Annotated in this window: 19 protein-coding genes, 1 pseudogene and 1 riboswitch; of the genes and pseudogenes, 2 read left to right on the top strand and 18 right to left on the bottom strand. The window is 37.5% G+C overall.

The genetic code is table 11. The annotated features are described in order from the left end of the window. Positions 1-32 precede the first annotated feature (32 nt). Positions 33-1220, bottom strand: a complete 1188-nt coding sequence (gene metK / locus FC87_RS03565; RefSeq protein ID WP_035421407.1) for a methionine adenosyltransferase — start codon at positions 1218-1220, stop codon at positions 33-35. Then, positions 1218-1299, bottom strand: a riboswitch (SMK box riboswitch). Its footprint overlaps the gene before it by 3 nt. 71 nt (positions 1300-1370) lie before the next feature. Between metK and FC87_RS03560 the strand changes: the two genes are divergently transcribed. Further along, complete coding sequence (locus tag FC87_RS03560) at positions 1371-2057, top strand: hypothetical protein (protein ID WP_009167274.1); 687 nt, start codon at positions 1371-1373, stop codon at positions 2055-2057. A gap of 25 nt (positions 2058-2082) precedes the next feature. Here the strand turns inward: FC87_RS03560 and FC87_RS03555 are convergent, their stop codons facing one another. The 16 genes and pseudogenes from FC87_RS03555 to FC87_RS03475 all read right to left on the bottom strand — a co-directional run bounded on the left by FC87_RS03555 (position 2083) and on the right by FC87_RS03475 (position 19661). Continuing rightward, positions 2083-2820 carry an amino acid ABC transporter ATP-binding protein gene (locus FC87_RS03555; RefSeq protein WP_054690797.1) on the bottom strand — a complete coding sequence of 246 codons (738 nt, stop codon included), beginning with the start codon at positions 2818-2820 and terminating at the stop codon, positions 2083-2085. Further along, on the bottom strand, positions 2820-3515 hold the full coding sequence (locus tag FC87_RS03550; protein WP_009167276.1) for an amino acid ABC transporter permease: 696 nt from the start codon (positions 3513-3515) through the stop codon (positions 2820-2822). Before FC87_RS03550 ends, FC87_RS03555 begins: the two co-directional genes overlap by 1 nt. Positions 3516-3527: 12 nt before the next feature. After that, a complete protein-coding gene (locus FC87_RS03545; protein WP_009167277.1) occupies positions 3528-4304 on the bottom strand; it encodes a transporter substrate-binding domain-containing protein in 777 nt (258 codons plus the stop codon). 143 nt (positions 4305-4447) lie between these two features. Beyond that, complete coding sequence (locus tag FC87_RS03540; protein ID WP_156656531.1) at positions 4448-5710, bottom strand: solute carrier family 23 protein; 1263 nt, start codon at positions 5708-5710, stop codon at positions 4448-4450. A 145-nt stretch (positions 5711-5855) separates the two neighbouring features. Further along, positions 5856-7031: a hydroxymethylglutaryl-CoA synthase gene (locus FC87_RS03535; RefSeq protein ID WP_054690799.1), complete on the bottom strand. Its 1176-nt coding sequence runs from the start codon at positions 7029-7031 to the stop codon at positions 5856-5858. Between the two features lie 162 nt (positions 7032-7193). After that, entirely contained in the window at positions 7194-8390 is a 1197-nt protein-coding gene (locus FC87_RS03530) for an aminotransferase class I/II-fold pyridoxal phosphate-dependent enzyme (protein ID WP_056961655.1), read from the bottom strand. 113 nt (positions 8391-8503) lie between these two features. Next, positions 8504-8767 carry a hypothetical protein gene (locus FC87_RS03525; RefSeq protein ID WP_054690800.1) on the bottom strand — a complete coding sequence of 88 codons (264 nt, stop codon included), beginning with the start codon at positions 8765-8767 and terminating at the stop codon, positions 8504-8506. Between the two features lie 49 nt (positions 8768-8816). Then, a complete protein-coding gene (locus tag FC87_RS03520; protein ID WP_082619213.1) occupies positions 8817-11564 on the bottom strand; it encodes a YhgE/Pip family protein in 2748 nt (915 codons plus the stop codon). 298 nt (positions 11565-11862) lie between these two features. Further along, positions 11863-12158, bottom strand: a pseudogene (locus FC87_RS03515) (DUF4176 domain-containing protein). 39 nt (positions 12159-12197) lie between these two features. After that, on the bottom strand, positions 12198-13019 hold the full coding sequence (locus FC87_RS03510; protein ID WP_056961652.1) for a hypothetical protein: 822 nt from the start codon (positions 13017-13019) through the stop codon (positions 12198-12200). A 219-nt stretch (positions 13020-13238) separates the two neighbouring features. Further along, positions 13239-13562 (bottom strand): hypothetical protein, encoded by a 324-nt coding sequence (locus tag FC87_RS03505; protein WP_056961650.1) that lies wholly within the window; start codon positions 13560-13562, stop codon positions 13239-13241. Positions 13563-14092: 530 nt separating this feature from the next. Continuing rightward, complete coding sequence (locus tag FC87_RS03495) at positions 14093-14908, bottom strand: hypothetical protein (protein WP_056961646.1); 816 nt, start codon at positions 14906-14908, stop codon at positions 14093-14095. 267 nt (positions 14909-15175) lie between these two features. Continuing rightward, positions 15176-16555, bottom strand: coding sequence for a hypothetical protein (locus tag FC87_RS03490; RefSeq protein WP_056961644.1), 1380 nt, complete (start codon positions 16553-16555; stop codon positions 15176-15178). An 80-nt stretch (positions 16556-16635) separates the two neighbouring features. After that, positions 16636-17802 (bottom strand): type VII secretion protein EssB/YukC, encoded by a 1167-nt coding sequence (locus FC87_RS03485; protein ID WP_056961642.1) that lies wholly within the window; start codon positions 17800-17802, stop codon positions 16636-16638. After that, positions 17795-18061, bottom strand: coding sequence for a hypothetical protein (locus FC87_RS03480; protein ID WP_035422153.1), 267 nt, complete (start codon positions 18059-18061; stop codon positions 17795-17797). Before FC87_RS03480 ends, FC87_RS03485 begins: the two co-directional genes overlap by 8 nt. A 241-nt stretch (positions 18062-18302) precedes the next feature. Further along, positions 18303-19661, bottom strand: a complete 1359-nt coding sequence (locus tag FC87_RS03475; RefSeq protein ID WP_056961640.1) for an FAD-dependent oxidoreductase — start codon at positions 19659-19661, stop codon at positions 18303-18305. Positions 19662-19848: 187 nt separating this feature from the next. Here FC87_RS03475 and FC87_RS03470 point away from each other — a divergent pair, with 187 nt between their 5' ends. Further along, on the top strand, positions 19849-20406 hold the full coding sequence (locus FC87_RS03470) for a DUF5067 domain-containing protein (RefSeq protein WP_009166377.1): 558 nt from the start codon (positions 19849-19851) through the stop codon (positions 20404-20406). A 45-nt stretch (positions 20407-20451) separates the two neighbouring features. Here FC87_RS03470 and FC87_RS07115 read toward each other — a convergent pair. Then, positions 20452-20761 (bottom strand): aggregation-promoting factor C-terminal-like domain-containing protein (locus FC87_RS07115; protein WP_477190167.1); only part of this gene is annotated, 310 nt, incomplete at its 5' end.

The following is a 20761-nucleotide window of genomic DNA, read 5'->3' as shown; positions in this document are numbered from 1 at the left end:
CTAAAATCGACTCCCAAAGAGTCGATTAAAAATTAATTAAAAAAATGTTGCAATTTTTCAATTTGGTCCGTTTGTTCCCATGGCAATTCGATATCAGTACGACCAAAATGACCGTAACTAGCTGTCTGTTCATAGATCGGTCTTTGTAAGTCAAGCATTTTAATAATCCCAGCCGGACGTAAATCAAAAATTGCACGAATTGCACGAATTAACTCGTCATCCGAATACTGAGATGTACCAAAGGTATTAACCTCAATGGAAACTGGTTCGGCCACGCCAATGGCGTACGCTAACTGAAGCTCAATTCGACGAGCGAGTCCGGCTGCCACCATATTTTTAGCAATATACCGAGCAGCATAACTGGCAGAACGATCAACCTTAGTTGCATCTTTTCCAGAAAATGCCCCTCCACCGTGATGGGCAGAACCACCATAGGTATCAACAATAATCTTTCGTCCGGTTAGCCCTGCATCTCCATTAGGACCGCCAATCACGAATTTACCAGTTGGATTAATTAGGTATTTAGTCTCTGCATCTAGATATTGTTTTGGAATCGTCGCTTTAATAATTTGTTCGATGACATCCTGGTGCAGCTGTGGCTGGCTAATTTCTGGATCATGTTGCGTACTCAAAACTACCGTATCAACTCGGAATGGCTGTCCATTTGAATCGTACTCAACTGTCACTTCGGCTTTTGCATCGGGACGAAGATATGGCAATTGTTCGGTTTTTCTCACCAAAGCAGTTCGCTTCATCAACTGATGCGCTAAAGAAATCGGCAATGGCATTAGTTCGGGAGTCTCATCTGTAGCATAGCCAAACATAATCCCCTGATCACCAGCACCTAATTGATCCATTGGATCACTAGCTCCGCTTCTGGTCTCTTCCGACTCATCAACGCCCACTGCAATGTCCGGCGACTGTTCATCTAGTGATACTAAAATCGCCACATTCGACGCATCAAACCCATACGCAGGATTATCATATCCAATCCGCCGTAAAGTTTTTTTCACAATTTCACGAATATTTACATCAGCAGTCGTCGAGATCTCCCCAAATACCAAGACTAACCCGGTTGTAACTGATGTTTCACAAGCAACTCGAGCCTGTTTATCTTGTTTTAAAATTGCATCTAAAACCGCATCACTAATTTGGTCTGCAATCTTATCAGGATGCCCTTCTGAAACAGACTCTGAACTGAATAAATGCTTTTCTGTCAATTTATTTTCCCCCTTAAAAATTGGTTACAAGGCAGCTTCACAAAATGTGAATCCCATCGGGAACATGCTTATAACTATTTAATGTTACCATAATTTAAGTTGCCGTTGCTAATAAATTACATTAATATAATAGTAATCGAGGTTATTACTATGAAAACAATTTTTATAAATAAAATCAGCAATTGGATTTTAGGAATTAGCTTTGTTGGTGCTAATCTTTTAATTTGGAATTTAGCAGCCGGTAGTAATTGGGCACTTAGCACTAACGTAACTGGTCATGTCATGTTAATCAATCAGCTCTGCTGGGCAATCGCTGGCTGGATCGTGTTAGGAAAATTGGATGGGCGTCTCTCGTTAATTTTTAATCCAATTCCAGTCATTTTAGCAATTAGTTCCGGTTTTCCAATCGTTTTAGACTGTTCATTTTTATTGATTGCAGTTGTTAATATTGCTGTTTTAATGCCTAAATTTCAATTGCATAACTACTACGGTCTCATTTGTTTTTGCTTAGTCAATGCGGTCTTACCAATCACCGCTCTAAACTATCTCAACAACCAGTACCTCGATCAACACACCATTCTTAACGCTGCCATTTTAGCAACCCTCTATTTTATATCGTTTAATCTACATTTTACAAACCACCTTGAAACTAGAGCAAATTTAATAGCCATCATTCTGCTTGCCGGACTATTACTTGCTAACTATCCAATTTATAAAGGAGTCGTTGCCATTGCAATCCTGCTCGGTAGCTATGGCTTTCAGATTTTTACTAATCGAGAAAGTTGGATACTAGGATTTTTATTATATCTTTGTTTAAGCCTTATTATTTTCAATTAAAAAACGTAGCCTAAGGCTACGTTTTTTAATTGAGCGTGACTCCTTGTAAAAATTGTTGAATCCGATCAGTTTTAGCACTGAAAAATGCTTCTTTATCACCATCGAATTGAAGTTCGCCATCTTCTAAAAATAAAATTTTATCAGCAACATTTTTGGCAAATTGCATATTATGGGTAACCATAATCAACGAATTACCCTCATTAGAAAGCCGTTCAAGCATACGTAAAATTTGATTTTCCCTTTCCGGGTCAAGCGCACTAGTCGGTTCATCCAACAAAATATACTGAGGCTGCACCGCAAGCGCCCGACAGATAGAAATTCTTTGTTGCTGCCCGCCAGACAACTCATGTGGATATGCCGTCGCATATTCATCTAAACCAACTTCTTGCAATAACTTGTGGGCCTGGTGCTCTGCTTGGTCAACTGCAACTTTGTGAACATGAATTGGAGCACTCGTAATATTTTGCAGAATGGTCAAATTAGGAAAAAGGTTCCAATTTTGAAACACCATACTAGTTTTATTGCGTAATTTATTACGCTGCTTGGAACTAATTGGTTGGCTGAAATCAAGCTTTAAATCATCAAACATTAATTCGCCGGAATCGGGACGCACTAGTAAATCTAAAGAACGTAAGAGTGTTGTTTTCCCCGAACCAGATGGACCAACGATTACCGTGGTTTGTTTTTCGGGGAACCGAGCACTAATTCCCTTTAGTACTTGTTGGCTACCAAATTGCTTAGTTAATTTTGAAATTTGTAACATTAGTGACTGACCTCCTGTACAAATTTTGACGAACGACGTTCCAAATAATGTTGTAGCGTACTCAAAATTGTACATAAGATCGCATATAAAAAGGCGACTTCTATATACATTGTCAGTGGTTGAAAATTTTGTGCAGCAATCTGCTGGCTAACTTGAAACATCTCTGCAATTGTAATCGTACTTGCTAATGAAGTATCTTTTACTAAACCAATAAATTCATTTGATAATGGTGGCAACACGATCCGCAAAGCTTGTGGCATAATAATTCTCCATAAAGTTTGTGGTGTACTAAATCCCAAAGTATAGGCTGCATCCCATTGATCTTGATTAACAGCTAAAAGTGCGGAGCGAATCGTTTCTGAACCATAAGCACCTGTATTGAGGGAAAAGCCAATGACTGCCGCTGTAAACGGTGCTAATTTGATTCCAATCGATGGTAGTCCAAAGAAAATAATAAACAATTGCACTAACAGTGGAGTTGAGCGAAAGGCCCAAACATAAAAACTAACCAAGAGCCGAATTCCCTGCCACAACAGTTTAATGAATCGATTACCTTGCACTGGTAAAAATTTTATCAAAGCCACCACGACTGCAATTACTAAACCAATTGCAAATGATAATAATGACAGTGGAATGGTAAATTTAAGCATTGCCCCGAATAAACTGGGTAACGATGAACTCCAGATTTCCCACATGTTAATTAACCCCTATTTATTAGTAATATCAGTTCCAAAATATTTAATTGACAGTTGCTTCAATGTCCCATCACGACGTTCAGCAGCAAGCGCTTTGTTCATCTTCTGATTGAGCTCACTAGATTTTTTATTCATCATTGGTGCAATCACATCGGCCTTAATTACGTCATTAGGAACTTCTTTATAAACCAAATCAGTAGATTTGTGGCTCTTCTTCCAGTATTCAAAGGCTTCCCGTGAATTAACAGCAGCCACCACTCGTCCTTGGTCAATCATGTCCATCGAGGTTTGAAAATCAGGAGATGCTACTGGTTGTGCTCCCATTTTTTTAGCATTATTCCAGTTATCAGTTCCGGTTCCTTCCGCAACTTTTTGACCCTTTAAGTCCTGTGGAGCTTTAATCTTAGAATCTTTTTTAGTAATAATCACTGACTTAGAATAGGCATATGGACTAGCAAATCGAAACTGTTTTTTTCGCTGAGGATTTTCAGCCATATTGTTAAAAATCACATCATAATTATTAGTATTCAGCCCAGCAATCAACGAGTCCCAACCGGTTGTTACAAATTTAGTCTTTAATCCCATTCGTTGAGCGGTCTTTTGGGCCAATTCCACTTCAAAACCAGTTAACTTACCGTCTTTACGATAGGAATATGGCGCATAGGTTCCTTCAAGACCAACTGTAAGTGTCTTAGGTGTCTTAGTTTCGGCCGTCTGAGTCTTACCACAGGCAGTCAATCCCAAAATTGTTAATCCTGTCATTACCAACAATGACCATTTTTTCTTCATAATTAATCCATCCCTCATCTTAAAAAATTTGACTTTTTCATTATACATAATTACTTACTTTTTTCCAAGGATTACTAAACTTCTCTAAAAATATATAACAAAAACCGACTAGCTAATAAGAGCTAGTCGGTCGCGGTTAATCTTTATTTAGTGGTTGAGGCCGGTGGCAAAATCAAGTTTAAAACAATCCCGATAACGGTTGCTAATGCTACTCCCGTGAACTGGAAAGCGCCAATTTGAAGGTAAGCATTGCCGACTCCAATTACTAAAATAACAGATGCAATCATAAGATTTCGTTTTTCATTTAAATCAAGCCGATCATCAACCATCACTTTAATCCCACTAGTTGCAATCGTTCCAAAAAGGAGAAAACTTATTCCCCCGATGACCGGTAACGGCATCTGCATAATCAAGACGTTCAACTTATTAATAAATGCAAAAGCAATTGCAAATAACGCTGCTCCTACAATCACATACACACTATAAATTTTGGTGATCGCCATAACGCCGATGTTTTCGCCGTAACTAGTCACTGCTGGACCACCAACTACACCAGCTGCAATCGAAGCGGCCCCATCACCAGCAAGCGTTCGATTTAATCCAGGATGCTTAAAAAAATTACGATGAGTTAGCTCACCTAATACCAAGAGATGTCCCATATGTTCTGTCATAGTTACAAATGCAATCGGAGCCATTACTAAGATGGCATTCCATTCGAAATGAAAACCGGTTTCGGTTCCCAAAAACGAAAATTGTGGAACTTTAAACCAGGGGGCTACCGCAATGGCATGCAGATCAACTAAGCCACAGCCAATTGAAAGTAAATATCCGCAAACAATTGCCAACAACACTGGAATCATCCCTAAAAATCCCTTTAATACCATGTTAAAGAAAATCGCTAGAAAAAGGGTTGCGAGGGCAATTAAAAAATAAGTTAGATTATAACTGCCATGCTTCATCATCGCATCAGTTGCTGCACTTCCAGCTAAGGATAGTCCAATCACGATGACGATTGGTCCAACAACCACTGGTGGCAAGAGATGGTCAATCCAAGCGGTTCCTAAAAGCCACACTAACAGCGCGACAATCAAATACATCAACCCAACTGCAATTACTCCTTGCTGAACCCCAGCAATTCCTGTCGTTTTCATCAAAGCAAGCATGGGGGTTACAAATGCAAAACTGGAACCCATATAAGCTGGAATCTTCCCGCGGGTAATTAGAATATGCAGCAAAGTTCCAATCCCAGAAGCAAACAATGCAATGCTTGGACTTAATCCGACCAACAACGGAACAATGACCGTACTTCCAAACATAGAAAACATATGCTGCAACGATAAACCGATCCAGCTTAACCAACCAGGACGATCATTAACGTCCAAAACAATCTCATTTTCTTTTGTCACGGAGCTCCTCCTAATAAAAAATCACTATCCAGAGACAGTGATTTTTAGCTGGCTAAACATCCGTATTCGCAACTAAAATCTTGCTGTCTCTCTGGACGTGCTTCAAGATTAATTATTACAAACTTACCCGTTTTCCAAAGGAGTGTCAACTAAGACTCTGCTGTACATACTGACGTTTATAATCAACTATCCCAGTAAACACAAAATCAGACTGGTCATGTTGAGTATCGACAACTAAATTTTCAGTTCCTGCCGATGGCCATTGCGAAAACATAATTTCATACTGGTGCACCGATAACTGAGTGCGTTGCTCCAACATCTGTTCGATTAACTGAGACCGCCTCTGATTCCTAAATCCTGGTTGCAACGTCCCGGTATAAAACTCACCTTGTGCTCCCGAACCATAACTAAATAAGCCAATCTGAGCACCTGGCTGTAAGCTATCCGAGTGATCAAGCAATGACAACAAGCTCAAATATAATGATCCCGTATACAAGTTTCCAACTTCACGGCTGGCTAGACTGCTAGCATTAAAAGCTGCTAGCCATTTTTGTTGTTGTGCTTCACTAACTTCAGGTAGTAACCTTTTAAGCGCCTTCAAACCCATCTTTGTATATGGCAAATGAAAAACTAGCGCCTGCAATTCGTTTAGCGATAAACCTGTTTGTCGTAAATATTCATGGACTGTTTTTACAAAAAACTGTTGATAGACATCATTTGAATAATGCCCATCAACCATTGCTTCGGTTCGATTCAAAGGACGCCAAAAATCCATCACATCCTCTGAATAAACACTACTGCACGTGCTGAGTGCTAAAATGGTTGGCTTAGCCTTAACTATCATGGCTACTGCTCCTGCACCTTGGGTCACTTCACCAGGTGTATATAGACCGTACCGTGCCACATCTGAACCAACAACCAAAGCCTGTTGCTCTGGATGCGCACGTACAAAATCTTGAGCCATTTGCAGACCAGCGGTTGCCCCATAACAAGCCTGTTTAATCTCAAAAGCACGTGCCGCACTGTTTAAGTGTAGTAATTTTTGTAAATAAATTGCTCCCGACTTCGAATTATCGACACCGCTTTCCGTTCCAAAAATAATCAATGAAATTTTTGATCGATTTTCTTCATCTAATACCTGCAGCGCCGCATTAGCAGCCATCGTGACAGCATCTTGTGAAGGGGGGATTACTGCTTGGCTAGTCTGGCCAATCCCGATTAGATATTTAGCGGGATCTTCCCCCCGTGCTTGTGCTAAATCAGCCATTGCTACCTTATAAGACGGCGTATAAAAACCCATCCGATCAATTCCAACATCCATTTTACTCACCTCGTTAGTTTTTGTGCCGATTGCTTTAATTTTACCGATTATACCGGTAAATGGCAAAAACAGCGCCGCAACTACCTCACAAACCTGTTGAAATTTTTAAAGATGAATTTATAAAAAAGCATCCTAATTATTTCATTAGGATGCTTTTTTTAATTACAATGATTTAGGAGTAGCCGTCTCTGCTACAAAGCGTTTAATATTTGTAAGCGCCTGTTTGATTTGAGCAAGATTTGCAGCATAGGAAATCCGAAAATACCCTTCCCCGCTAGTTCCAAAAGCACTGCCAGGAGTAACCCCCACATGAGCTTCTTGTGCCAGTCTGAGACAAAATTCACGTGAGCTTTCATGATAACAACTAGGTATTTTAGCAAAGATATAAAACGCTCCGTCTGGATTAATAATTTCAAATCCTAACGGACGCAAGGTCTCGGTTACTAAATCACGACGTTGCTGGTATTCAACCAGCATGGGTTCAGTATCGTGGCGACCATGCTGGAGTGCCTCAATTGCAGCATATTGGGCCGGATTAGATGGAGACGTCACTAAATAACCATGCACCTTATTGATATTTGCAACTACCGCAGCTGGTCCAGCAACATACCCCAATCGATAACCCGTCATCGCATGTGATTTTGAAACTCCATTAATTAAAATGGTACTATTTGGAATAATGTTGGCAATCGAAGTATGCGGTAAACTATAGGTTAATTCGGAATAAATTTCATCCGCAATTACCAACAAATGGTGGCGTTGAATCACTGCTGCCAATGCCTCTAGTTCCGTGGCTGTGTATTCCACTCCCGTTGGATTGTTTGGATAATTTAAAATAATTTCCTTGACTTCTGGATAAGCCGTTAGTTGCTCATCTAATGTTTGTGGATCAATTTTAAATTGGTTTGGAGATGTATCCAATGGGATTACACTTGCCCCAGCCAGTTCAATCATTGCGCCATAAGCTGGATAAGCTGGTTGGGGTACCAAAACCTGATCCCCGGGATTAACAGTGGCTAAAAAAGTACTAGAAAGTGCCTCGGTAGCACCATCCGTCACAATTACCTCTTGTTCAGGGTCATAGGTCAAATGAAGTCGCTGCTGAAGAAAATCACTAATCGTTTGGCGCAACTCAAGCCACCCATTTTGTGGCGAATAATGGGATTTGTTTTCTGCAATGCTGGCCATAGCGGCTTTTTTAATGTGCTCAGGAGTATTAAATCCAGGTTCTCCAACATTCAAACTAATCAGACCAGGAATATCTTTAATCTCTTTTGAAAACGAGCGAATTTGCGACGGTTTAATCTGCGTTAAATGCTGATTAAAAACCTCCGTTAAATTAGGATCTAAGTTTGGCATAGTCTTCTCCCTTATCAACTTTTGATTACTGTCAGTTTAGCTGAATTCTAAAAAACTACAAGACTTTTTGCTAATTTTATCACAATCTCTTAATTTTAAACTTTGGATCAGAATTATAAACTATCGGCACCCTTGGTAAAGTGACCTTTTTGTAGCTTAGCGCACGCTTTTTCAGCAGCACGACCCGCTTTCCCCTGCAGCTTGAGCTGTAGTGCTAATTCCATGTCCTTGATACTGGAACTGCGTTCAGCGCTAGCTTCATTAATTTTAATTTGCTTTTCACTCTTAATGATTTGATATTTAACTCGGACCGCGGCCGGCAAAGCAGTTTTGATGGCTCGTTTAAAGATTTCTTTTTCAACTCGATTAATATCCATTGGTTATTTCCTCCCGTATTAATCTGGTTGTGTACAACGACAACCAGCACTAATCAGTCGCTAATTGATTCCTTTTTTTCTTAAATTCCAACAATAGCATGGCTACTCCCAAAATAACTGGATAAATCCCTAGGCCAATTAAGGATAACAACTGACCAGCTCCAAAATAAACTGCATTAATTGCGTCATTAAGCGCATTGACAGCATAGGTAAGTGGCAATAGCCATGCAATTTTATTGAAAATACCAAGTGCACTCGTTGGCACAATATTATTTGAAATCAATGCTTGTACCGCTAATAAAATCACCATTAAAATTAAACCGTTGGTTCCCATCATCCGATTTAAAATCAGGGCAATCACCGTAAAACTTAGCGAAATAAACAAGATATTAAAGGCAAATAGTCCAAAATTATTAGGATTAACTTTGAAAAGCACCGAGAAAACTACCACTCCAAGTGCCTGAACAACTGCAACAGCCATCGCTTTTTTATCATTAAAAGATTTCTTTCCGTGTCTACGTAAATACAGCTTAGCAGCATACGTCAGTATGGCACCCACATATAACGCAATTGAAATGATGGTTGGTGCAAATAGTTTATTAAGGGCTGCCCCATAACCTTTGCCAGAAATCGTATTATTAACAGGATTAATCATTTTGTTCACGTTTCGCTGACCAGCATTTACCCGCATTACTTTTCCTGAATCTCGATTTAACATTTGATACAGACGGGCGTTATTATTTAGTAAATCGGCTAAGCTACCGTGAATCTTATTATCATTATCTGCTGCTCGTTTCGAAATATCTTTGGCGGCATTTGTTCCCGCTTCTAAGCGATCAGCATTTTCTGATCTGCCAGCAGCTGTTTGCGCATTCAAAGGATCAGCAAAATCAGAGTTTTCTTGATATTGGTTTAAATTATTACTCAACTGTTCAGTTGCTGCTTGTAGCCCTCCTGTCAGCTTCTGATTTTCTTGATCATTACTATCAGTAAGGTCATTAACCGTTTGTTTCTGATTATCTTGAACATTTACTTGGTTGGTGTTAAGGTCATTTCCTTGTGAAACTGCCTCATCGGAACTAGTCTTTAATGTAGTAACTCCATCATTAAGTCCATGATAATTATCATTTAGTTTTGCTAAGTTGTTTCCCACGCCCCCAAAAGATTGTTTAATCCTTGCCGACTGGTTTGCCATCTCTTTTCCAGTTTGTGCGGTTTGCTGTGCTTGTGCGCTCGCTGTTTGGAAGCCATTTAAGGTGGTTACCGTTTGCGGTAAAGTTTTTACTAGATCATTAATCTCATCAATACTTTTTTGATCAACTAATTTTTCTTTTGTGAGATCATCAATCTTTGGTAGTAAATCATTAATTTTATCGATATCTTCATTTAGACCGGATAACTTATCATTAATTGTCCCTGTATTTTGGTTAATCAATTTCAAAGCATCTTTATTATCATTTAAGTTCTTTTTAACAGGATCCAAATATTTATTTAGGTTAGCCTTAGTATCGGCATCAATCGTGTCATCATTTTGCAAATCATTGAGTTGTTGCAACGCTTGTTGATTATGATCGTCAATTTGCTTGGTTTCATCATCAATATTTCCCGTTGCTTTTTTCAAATCGTCCTGAGTCGTTTTTTCTGAATCTAATTGATCCAGTTTAGCACCTTTTAGTACTAGGACTTTCGTAATCAGGCTTCCAGCATTTTTGATAAATGCTTGTGCTTGATTAATTGTTGCAACATCACTATCAGTGGCTTGCGCCAATTTTCCTAAGGAAGCCGAATTACTGTCAATCTGTTGGTACAAACTCCCCAATTGATTGGTGTAATCATCAACGGTTCCATTAGCTGCCTTAGTAGTGGCTGATAAATTCTGCAATCCCGTTCCCATGACTCCTGATTGTGCCTGCAAATTACTGACATTCAAATTTATTTTTTTATTATTAACTGCCAAGGTATCAATTCCACTTGCGATCGTATCAATCCGTCCATTTACTTGCGCAGCTGCCGAATTAATTTGTTTGCCCATCAATTGTTGACTGCTGCCAAGCTGTTGATCAAATTGCTGAGAATTTGAATCCAGATTCTGATTCAATTTTTCGGCATTATTATTAACCTGATTGCTTAATTTACTACTACTCTCGGCAATTTGATCATCGACCGCTTTCGAGCCAGTTTGAAACACGAGCATTTGTTGCACTAAGCCATCCAGATCACGAGAAACAGAAATCTTCCCTGATTTAATTGAGAGTACATTGCCATTAATTTGGCTGCTTCCTTTTGAAGCAGTCTTCATTTGAGAACCTAATCCCTTGATATCATTCAGTAACTGTTTATTATAAACCGCCTGGATGTCCTTTGTGACTTTTTCTTTAACTCCTGCCGCGATTTGTTGATTAACTTGTACGGACAAAAAATTATTCCTTTTTGCCATCTTAATCTTAATTGTACTCATGCGCGGTGAGGGACTTAGCGCCGTGGACGCATTGAATGATAAATCAGCTGGAATTGTGACCATCATATCAACGGTCCCGTTATTTAATTCCCGCTTGGCTGCTCCAGCCGAAAGAAATTTCCAATGAACATCTCGTTGCTGCTCATCGCGTAAGCGATTGATTAATTTACCACCAACATCCCAGGTTCGATTGTTTTGCTGAGTTGGTCGATCTTGATTGACGACTGCCACTCGAATATTATTTGCTTTATATGTGGAACTATTTTCAATTAACTGAAAGGTTTCATATGTAATCAATACTGGAACCACACATACCAAAACTAGCATGATAGCTCTCATTATGCGGCTTTTTTTATTTTTCCCACTGATAATCCTCCGTTATAAACAATCACTATCCAAATTGCATTTGATTTACGATACTAATGATTATAATTATATGCTATTTAGTTGTGAAGATAAATAAATATTTTAAATTTATTTTCATAAAATAAAAAAGCGTCTAGTCTTAAGTGATACTTTAGACTAGCGCCCTAATAATCAGAATTATAATAAATTTGGTAAGTACATTTATAGCATTTTATTTTTGAAACTTTCTGATCACAACTGATTCACTTTGATAAAAAGCTTCTGATTAATTTTAATTTGGATAATTTTCATTTTTCCATTGATTATAAATTTCTAAAAATCTGGTTTTTGCCCCATCAGTGTAGCCTTGAAAAACTACTTTACTAATATCGTTTTGATTGAAAAAATCGTAGATTTTGGATTAATTCCCTCAGGATAGAGAACCGCCATATAATCTGCAAATTTTTCTTCATCAGTTTTAGGATCATTGTAAACAGCTCCTCTTCCAACAACCATTAATTTTTGTAGACTCTCTTTTAAAATTAAAATACTACCTAGTGGAAGGAGCTCCTTAACTTCTTGTGACATGTAAAAATTATCCTCCTAAAAAAACGAGTATTAGACGTGTTAATTGTCATCCAATTTGAAGCCTTTAATTCTAGCGTAAAGTTTTCCATACCATTGAATCGAGGTTTGGTTTTTAAATTCACGATACTCTTCAGGATACTTATGAAGATAGTAGCCAAATAACATAATTGGTGATATGAAATAAATTTCAGCAAAAATTAATGCTAAAAGGCTTATGTCAAACATTATAAAAAGACTAAATAAATTATAATGCAATTCAATGTTAACTTTAAAAATATATTTTGAAATATATTTTATAATTAAGCATACTGCAACAAACGGTGGTAAAATCGCATATAAAACCTTCTTTTTTTTTTTCAAAAGATTATCTGCCCAATTTTCTTTATCATTGAATAGTAAAACTCTAAACAAGTGAACTCTATGTTTAATAAAGATAGTCAAAAAAATTATGATTGTTGCAAACATAAATACAAGTAAATATTCTTGGTGATATCTATGAAGACAATATATTAGAAACCAAACCATCTCAACCGTCAACCACACTGCTCCTATAAAAAGCAAATTAAAGTAATTAAGATACAGCTTGAGATAATTAGGTGCTAAGAAAACGATAATCCATATCAGTAACCAAATTATTAATCCTACAATGAATATGGCATAAGAAAATGAACGAAAGTCTTTCCATTCTAATGCTACAAAATAAACAATGATATAATTTGGTAATAGTATTAACAAAAGAGAATAAATTAATATACCAATTTTGCTAGGTTTCTTTAGATTAGCAACATTCATATTAAGAAGAATATCATTTATTAAATTTTTGCTTTCATCGAATGTTGCTGAAAAAATACTCCTAGGCATAGCTACTCCTTATTCGATAATAAAGAAATTATTTGTATTTCAAAATATATTATACATATCCGGATTTTTCATTTTTTTATCGTCATCATATATTTTATATGCTCCAGTTTTTATATACTAATAAAAGTTTGACACCATTAAATTTAATATTGAAATAGTTTTACTTGCTATGAAAAAATAATTTATGCCAATAATTAAGCATCGGCGTAATTCAATATTTTATTTCTTCAAATTTTCCAAGTTTAAAATCTGAACATCCCTTTCTGTAGTACCAATCCAGCCATCATTCAGTTTACCTTTGATATACTGATTGTTATAAGCAAATACAAAACCAATTTGCACTGGAAGGTTAATAGGCGGAAAAATATAAAATGCAACTACTTGACTTATAAACATGATTAGAAACCATGTCCAATCTTTTCTAAAAATTGGTACGAAGAAACCAAAGAAAAAAACTGTCCACGAAACCCCTAACTTACATATTTGAACTTCTCCAGTTTGAGGATTTTTTAAACTTACCTGGTTTGCATTTAATTTATTCATTTTTACACTCTCCTTACCATCTTTAATGGCTTCCATAAATAATTTATAAACTACAACATAATAAGGGTTAGTTATATTTTTAAAAGATAAATATTTCAAAACTAAAATTAATCAATGATATGATCATTAAAAATGAGGTTTGCAGAAAATATTGAAAAAAGCTAGCCGNTGCCAAGCCTTGTGGGGAAACTTAGTAATAAACCTTGGAAAAAGATTAGCAAACCACGGAGTAAATATTTTAATCAAATACCACTGGTCATCCTTTTCTAACCAGGCGTATGGCGTTAGCCACCACTGGCAATCCGTGGGGCTAGCAGAACTTGTTTGATGATCTAAATTAAATCTTATCCCATATAATTTGGCATTGCCTTTTAGTGCCATTAATNAAATTAAATCTAATCCCATATAATTTGGCATTTCCTTTTAGTACCATTAATAATTTCCTCCACTAACAATGTTATTAGGTGATGTCGAACCCAAAGATAAACTTTGATTTAAAGCATTAAAGTCTTGCATAAATTATCTCCTACTCACTCAATTTTACTGACAATGATCTGATCAACGTGATTGCTAATTGTTATACGTGAAGGAAATTTAAAGCATCCCAAAACTAAAAAGAAAAATGTGTCCATCCCAACTATAATTCCCATAAAGACAACCATGGAAGTTGAACTACGGTAAGCTCCATATGTAAACGGAAGGAATACAATCAAGAAAAGGGTAAGGCACACCACTTTAATAACTATTACCAAACCACTTAAAGTTTTTATTTGTGAAATTAAAACGTGTTTTTTAACATGTGTTTGAGAGATGCTCTTGATCTGTGCTTCTAACTCAGAATAATTTTTAATAGGATTTTTTGATGACCCTACTGTTACATAATTATAAAATTTCATTAAAAACGAAAAAAAGAAGTATGAAATTAAAATTGTTGCAAAATAAAGCAAATAGGCCGGCCAAAAGGATAATTTATTATCCGTGGGTAAAAAAATTCCTATTAATACAAGGGGTAAAGCTCCTATTCCCGAATATCCACCAGCCGCGCCTAAGGATCCTGAGGCTGCATAATCAAGATTCGGCTGATGATATTCATGTAAACGAAAAATATCATTATTCAGCACTTCGTCCGGTGTTACCTGCCACGCTTGGTGGGGAAACTTAGTCAGATAACGTGGGAAAAGATTGGCGATCCATGGAGTGAAAATCTTAATCAAATACCACTGGTCATCTTTTTCTAACCAAGCGTACGGTGGCAAAAACCACTGGGAATCCGTCGGGCTAGCCGAACTTGTTTGATGATCTAAATTAAATCTAATCCCATATAATTTGGCATTGCCTCTTTCCATGACCATCCTCCAACCGCATAAACAAGATCGTTTTTTTATAATTACTTCAATTATCGCTAATCTCTCCAACTACAATTTGATCAATATGATTACTAATCTCCGAGCGGGGAGCACTTGTAAAACACCAATAAAAAATTAATAAAAATCCACAAAGTCCCATTAACACCCCACCCATCACGTCCATAGCGGTGGAACTATGGTCAATTGCGTAAGTAAAAGGGATAAAAAGGGNATTTCCTCCACTAACAATGTTATTAGGTGATATTTTTAAAGATGGAATTTCCGACTCCATTCCGAATCCGTTTGCTGTTCATCAATAACCGTTCGATGAACAGCCCGCTCCAACTGACCAAGATTTACTTCATTGTGCATGATTTCATGATCAACTTCGTGAATTGCTCCAAGATCAGCATACTGATGGGGACGCAATCGATTTTCACTGATGGTTTCCTCAATCACACTACTCATATCAACTGGAAACATATTCACAAACTTTTCTTTAACCTCACGTAATGCCTTATCCATTTCTGGAATAATGGTGTCGTTTGCATGTTTAATTTGTGTTAACTGTTCTTTAATCTCACTCGCATCATGTGACATTTCAGCAACAATTTCTGAATTAATCGCAATTTTACCTCCTGAGACAGCTTCTTTTCCCCACAGATTAAAGTGATTAATACAATTTCTAGTAAATTTATAGGCATTTTTAAAATCTTTTTGATCTTTTTTAAACTTTTTCTTGTCACTATGCCCTAGATATAATGTCATCAACACCGTAATTAAGGACATTGACCCCATTCCCATCATCATGTACAAGTTCATCCCCGAAACAAAGGTCATTAACACACTTGCCGCCAACATTCCAAGTGATGGAATCAACATCCGCAATAGATTACTTGGTTTTCGATCAGCTGGTTTGGGATTATTAACAGGTACCTTGTCATCTGGCTGTGCTAGTCGAATTCGTGGCGACCTAGTATATTCGGGAAAATCGATTGGTACTAACGGCTTAAATGTTTCTTCAATGAAATAACGCTCATCTAACCATAATTTACCAAAAACTTCTGTAATCTTAAATTGTTGCGGATTCATCTCAATATAAAGACCGTTAACAAAGAAACTATCGCCGACTTCAAACTTTCCTGCTAACTGAGTTTTCACTAGTTGGTCATTAAAATAAGTCTTTGTCGCCGCATTTATCTTTCCCAAATCATATTCAAAGGACGATTCTTGCTTTTTATTACTGCTGGGTAGCATCAGGATTTCCTGTCCAGCCATTTGATTCAAACCACTCAGCGGTGCTGCTCGTTGGTTACTAATGGTAATGGCTGTATTAGGTAAGTTAGTGGTTTTAATCACTAAATCCTGATACCGTTTGACAATTAACACCAGATCCTGGCAATTAATCAGCTTGTTAAGTTGAAGCTGCTCCTGTTCGAGATATACTTGATCATCTTGAATGGTTAGTTGTTGCTGATTGGGTAGTTTCCAACTGGTGTTTTGCCTATCAAATTCAAAGTAATCAAACGTTGCTCCCCAGCAAAACACGATAAAAGTTACATTTTCTTTAGAAATAATACTATTATCAAAATTAGGAGCAAATGGATAAAATAAGCGTTGTTTTACTGTAGCATTATCTTTTGGCATAATTATACATTCCTTATTTACTACATCATCGTCTGTTCATTACAAATCTTTACCAGCAACCATCTGTTATCATTTAAACCCTAGTGTTTTTTGGGTGGGTTAACCTTTTTTTGGTATTTGTTGATTTCATCTTGGTAATTTTTCAACAGTTTCTGCTTCTTTTCACCATTAATGGAACCATTGTCCTTAACACTTCCCAACAGTTGCTGATATGCATGTAGAATTAACTCATTATCATTGATTTTCTTGCCGTAGTTGAGTTCGCCAGTGTAATCTTTTTGCCCATCACTAATCCAATACATCAATAAATTATTATCGGAATTAGGCGATAATTGCGCTGAGAATTTTTGTTTTTGCTGATTACTCAAGTTAGCCAGCTGCACATAGCTCCCTGCCAAGACATACTGTGCTTCTAAAGAGAGTTGGCTAGGATCTTGCCCCTTCATTACATCTACGGCATCCTGATAACGACCATCTAGATATGAATTTGCAGATTTCAACGCCAACTGCTGCTCATGATTATGATGGAGTGAGATCCCCCAGCTTAACCCAATTAAAACGGTGATAACCGCCAGAGTAACGCTCCCCCAACGTAGTAAATCATATAGCCACTTGGGCATTGTTTTAATAACCTTATTACGGCGTTCGGATTCAGTCTGAGCCAACTTTAGTAAATAATCCTTAACCGCTTCCAAACTTGGTAATGATAAAATTTTTGCCGCAAATTTATTACTACCAATTAAATCGGTATCATTAATGATCTCATCAAATTCAACCTGCTTAACTACGATACTAATTATCATGGCCTTAATTTGTTTTAATTTTTCCGTGGAAGTAAGCTCTCTAGGATCAAGCAATTCACGAATACCACGGTGTGCCACTAATAAACGCTCGCCAGGTGCTACTAAAATGTTACGTGGATTCAAAAACATTATGAACCGATAATGTGGTAGTGCAATCAAATCAATAACGGCCAAGCTTAATTTTAATCGATCGATATAGCTGGCTTGACTAGCGGTATTTCTCAATGACATTAATTTACCGGGGTTTTGGTAAGTAAGTTTGTAAGAACCATCATCTTGATGCTCAATGTGACCCCGCAAAAATAAATTGGAGTCTAAGCTTAGATAATTATTGATTGTTACTAGGACATTTTCTTGCACTTGCTCGGCTGATAAATAAATTTCAATTCGATCAGTTAGATTGTTTAATTTCAGTTGCATTGTTCCGTTACTAATTTCACGCATCTTGGGTTCCCCCCTCATCATAATCAATCATAAAAACATCACCATCACTAATGGCATAATCCTTCAAGGGTAAGATAAAAAAACCGTTTTTGTTAACAACCCTGAGCTTATATGCATCATTTTTTGACAAACCTGCTTGAAAAATTACCGGAGCAATTAATTTTTTTAGTTCTTTGAGCGTTAAATTCCGAGAAATTCGCAAATCCAAGCTTCGCTGCTGAATTGGTTCCCTAATTTCCACATTAATATAATTACTCAACTACGTAATCCTTTCTTAAAAGACAAAAAGGAAGGAAACTCATCTTCAAGTTTTCTCCCTCCTGCAAAATAATAATGCTAACAATTTTTCTATAATACCATTTAAATTTAACTAAGTATTAAAAAATTGTCAAGCTTAATAATTTTACCTAAAATATAAAATCATTGGTTTGCTACGGTTAATTGCGCTTATCTTATGTAAATAAAAAACCTCATCAAATGATGAGGTTTTTTGCTTAATTTTAATCTAACTTATCTTGCGCTTTTTGAGCAGCAACATTCATGATATTCCAAGGACGATCGAAGCCAGGCTGGAAGAAAAAGTCTGCATAGGCTAAATCATCAATCGTCAGATGTTGTTGTAATGCCAACGAAATTGCATTGATATTAGCAGTAACATCCATTGTAGACATAATCTGAGCCCCCATAATGGCTCTGGTCTCAGGATCAAAACTTAGTTTGAAATATACTGGTGCATTATGTGATTCTGGAACAAATGGTGGTACCACTGTATCCTTAAGAAAGACCGATTCAATCTTTGCGCCAACTGTAGCTGCTGTTACATCTTTAACTCCCGTAGAAGCAAACTTGTAAGAAAACACATGCAAAGCAGACGAGCCAGAAACTGCCGTTGTCTTCCGCCGTTGTTCTTCAAGATTATAAGCAGCCGAACGCCCTTGACGACGAGCATTGGTTGCTAAAGCGATCAACTGTTTTTTACCAGTCGGTGCAAACTCTACTTCAGTTGCATCTCCAGCTGCAAAAATATCTGGCTGGCTTGTTTGTTGATATTCATTTGTCTTGATCATACCGTGTTCATCTAGATCAATCACATCGGCTAACCACTTCGTAGCAGGACGAATTCCCGCGGTTTCAATCACTAAATCGGCTGGCCAAGTACTACCGGTAGTTGAAATAACTGATTTAACGGCTCCGTGATCATTACCAACATATTCTTTAACCGACTGACTTAACCGCAATTCCACATTCTGTGCCGTTAATTCGTCTTGTAAAATGTCAGTAAATTCAGAATCAAGATAGGTTCCTAAGATGGTTGGATTCAGATCAATAATGGTTACATGCATGCCAGCCTTTGCAAACGATTCGGCAGCTTCGATACCAATATAACCAGAACCAACGACTGTCACATTCTTAATCGTTGGATCAACACTAGCTTGTTTCAGCTTGATTGCCCAATCACGGCCTCGCATGGCATAAACATTTTTCAGCTCTTTACCAGGAACGGGCAGTTTAAAGGGCACCGCTCCGACCGCCAAGATTAACTTATCGTATTCAGCCGTCGTATCTCTCCCACTCTGAACTTCAACGACCGTCATGCGATGAGCATCTGGATCAATCGCAGTTACCTCAGAATTAATGTGAACGTGAACACCCTTAGCTTCCATACCAGGAACGGTTGCGTAACTAACGGAGTTAACATCTTTTACAACTCCTTGAAGATATAGTTCCATTCCACATGATAGAAACGAAACAAAGTCTCCCTTTTCATACCAATCGATTTGAGCATCAGGGAAATCATGCAAAACCCCTCTGACAGCCTCATACCCACCGTGTGATGAACCAATAACAGCAACTTTCATCCTATTGGACCTCCTAAATTTTCTTGAGCCGGAGTATGTGCGTTAAAATTGTGCACAACCACAGTTCCTGTACTTATTATAAACTGATAATGCATAGAAACCAAGTGTTCACTAACTTTTATTCAAAAATTTTCCAGCCCATTTAGAGTACAATATGATTAGACTATTAATAAAGGAGAACATTAAAATGAAAAAAAGATGGTTAAGCGTTCCAATTATCTTAAGTAGCGGATTATTAGCAGGTTGTTCGTTTGTTAATCCTGGTGCTAACCGACAATCAAAATCAACCAATCAGAAAACCACCTCGCAACCCGTAAAGGCTTCTTTTGAAAATAATATTCTAAAAACAAATCAGGCCACGATTAAGATTACGGCAGTTAAAACCACACGACCCAATCAAACCTATCCGCAACCAATCATTACTTTTATTTATAAAACTACCAATAATGGGTCCACTTCGATCACACCACAAAGTACTTGGAAGAAATCGTTTAACGCTCTACAACAGGGAAATCAATTACCAACGACAACCCTTAAAGATCCCAGTATTCCTGATAACAACCAGCGACAACTTCAATCGAATCAATCGGTAGAAAATGCCACCAGTTATCAGCTAAAAAACCAAACTGATCCAGTCACGCTTCAAGCAACCATCTCTAAAAGTGAGCAACCTTTTTCAGATTCAAAACAACAAAATTTAGACACCATCACGCTGGGTTCCCAAATTTATAACATTAAACAGTAATTAAATAAAAAAAATCTATCTCAAACGAGATAGATTTTTTTATTTTTACCAGTAACTGTGTGAAGCACGGAAGTTAACGGCGTTTTGAACAGAACCGTATCGGCTAATTGCGTACTGCCGAGCAACTCGTTCTTGATTAGCTGGAGAATAGTCACCATTCAAGTAGGAAGCTGACAATTGGTACTTACCAATGTACTGACCGTTACGAGCTGTGTATGAACCACCTGATTCTACGCGCGCAATTGAATCCATTGAGCCGTCATTGTTAACTGGAACATTGTTAGTTGTTTGCCGAGCTGGTTGCGCCTGAACTGCTGGTTTAGAAGCTGGTTGCGGAGCTGCAGCAGGAGCGGGC

Origin of the sequence: Fructilactobacillus florum DSM 22689 = JCM 16035, from assembly GCF_001436645.1 — a bacterium.
Lineage (GTDB): Bacteria > Bacillota > Bacilli > Lactobacillales > Lactobacillaceae > Fructilactobacillus > Fructilactobacillus florum.
This window is presented reverse-complemented; position numbering and strand designations above follow the sequence as displayed.

Bases quoted from the DNA above. Each gene is read 5' to 3' on its own strand.
- FC87_RS03560 (WP_009167274.1), top strand. From the start codon at position 1,371: ATGAAAACAATTTTTATAAATAAAATCAGCAATTGGATTTTAGGAATT.
- FC87_RS03555 (WP_054690797.1), bottom strand. From the start codon at position 2,820: ATGTTACAAATTTCAAAATTAACTAAGCAATTTGGTAGCCAACAAGTA.
- FC87_RS03550 (WP_009167276.1), bottom strand. From the start codon at position 3,515: ATGTGGGAAATCTGGAGTTCATCGTTACCCAGTTTATTCGGGGCAATG.
- FC87_RS03545 (WP_009167277.1), bottom strand. From the start codon at position 4,304: ATGAAGAAAAAATGGTCATTGTTGGTAATGACAGGATTAACAATTTTG.
- FC87_RS03535 (WP_054690799.1), bottom strand. From the start codon at position 7,031: ATGGATGTTGGAATTGATCGGATGGGTTTTTATACGCCGTCTTATAAG.
- FC87_RS03530 (WP_056961655.1), bottom strand. From the start codon at position 8,390: ATGCCAAACTTAGATCCTAATTTAACGGAGGTTTTTAATCAGCATTTA.
- FC87_RS03525 (WP_054690800.1), bottom strand. From the start codon at position 8,767: ATGGATATTAATCGAGTTGAAAAAGAAATCTTTAAACGAGCCATCAAA.
- FC87_RS03520 (WP_082619213.1), bottom strand. From the start codon at position 11,564: ATGAGAGCTATCATGCTAGTTTTGGTATGTGTGGTTCCAGTATTGATT.
- FC87_RS03510 (WP_056961652.1), bottom strand. From the start codon at position 13,019: ATGCCTAGGAGTATTTTTTCAGCAACATTCGATGAAAGCAAAAATTTA.
- FC87_RS03505 (WP_056961650.1), bottom strand. From the start codon at position 13,562: ATGAATAAATTAAATGCAAACCAGGTAAGTTTAAAAAATCCTCAAACT.
- FC87_RS03495 (WP_056961646.1), bottom strand. From the start codon at position 14,908: ATGGAAAGAGGCAATGCCAAATTATATGGGATTAGATTTAATTTAGAT.
- FC87_RS03490 (WP_056961644.1), bottom strand. From the start codon at position 16,555: ATGCCAAAAGATAATGCTACAGTAAAACAACGCTTATTTTATCCATTT.
- FC87_RS03485 (WP_056961642.1), bottom strand. From the start codon at position 17,802: ATGCGTGAAATTAGTAACGGAACAATGCAACTGAAATTAAACAATCTA.
- FC87_RS03475 (WP_056961640.1), bottom strand. From the start codon at position 19,661: ATGAAAGTTGCTGTTATTGGTTCATCACACGGTGGGTATGAGGCTGTC.
- FC87_RS03470 (WP_009166377.1), top strand. From the start codon at position 19,849: ATGAAAAAAAGATGGTTAAGCGTTCCAATTATCTTAAGTAGCGGATTA.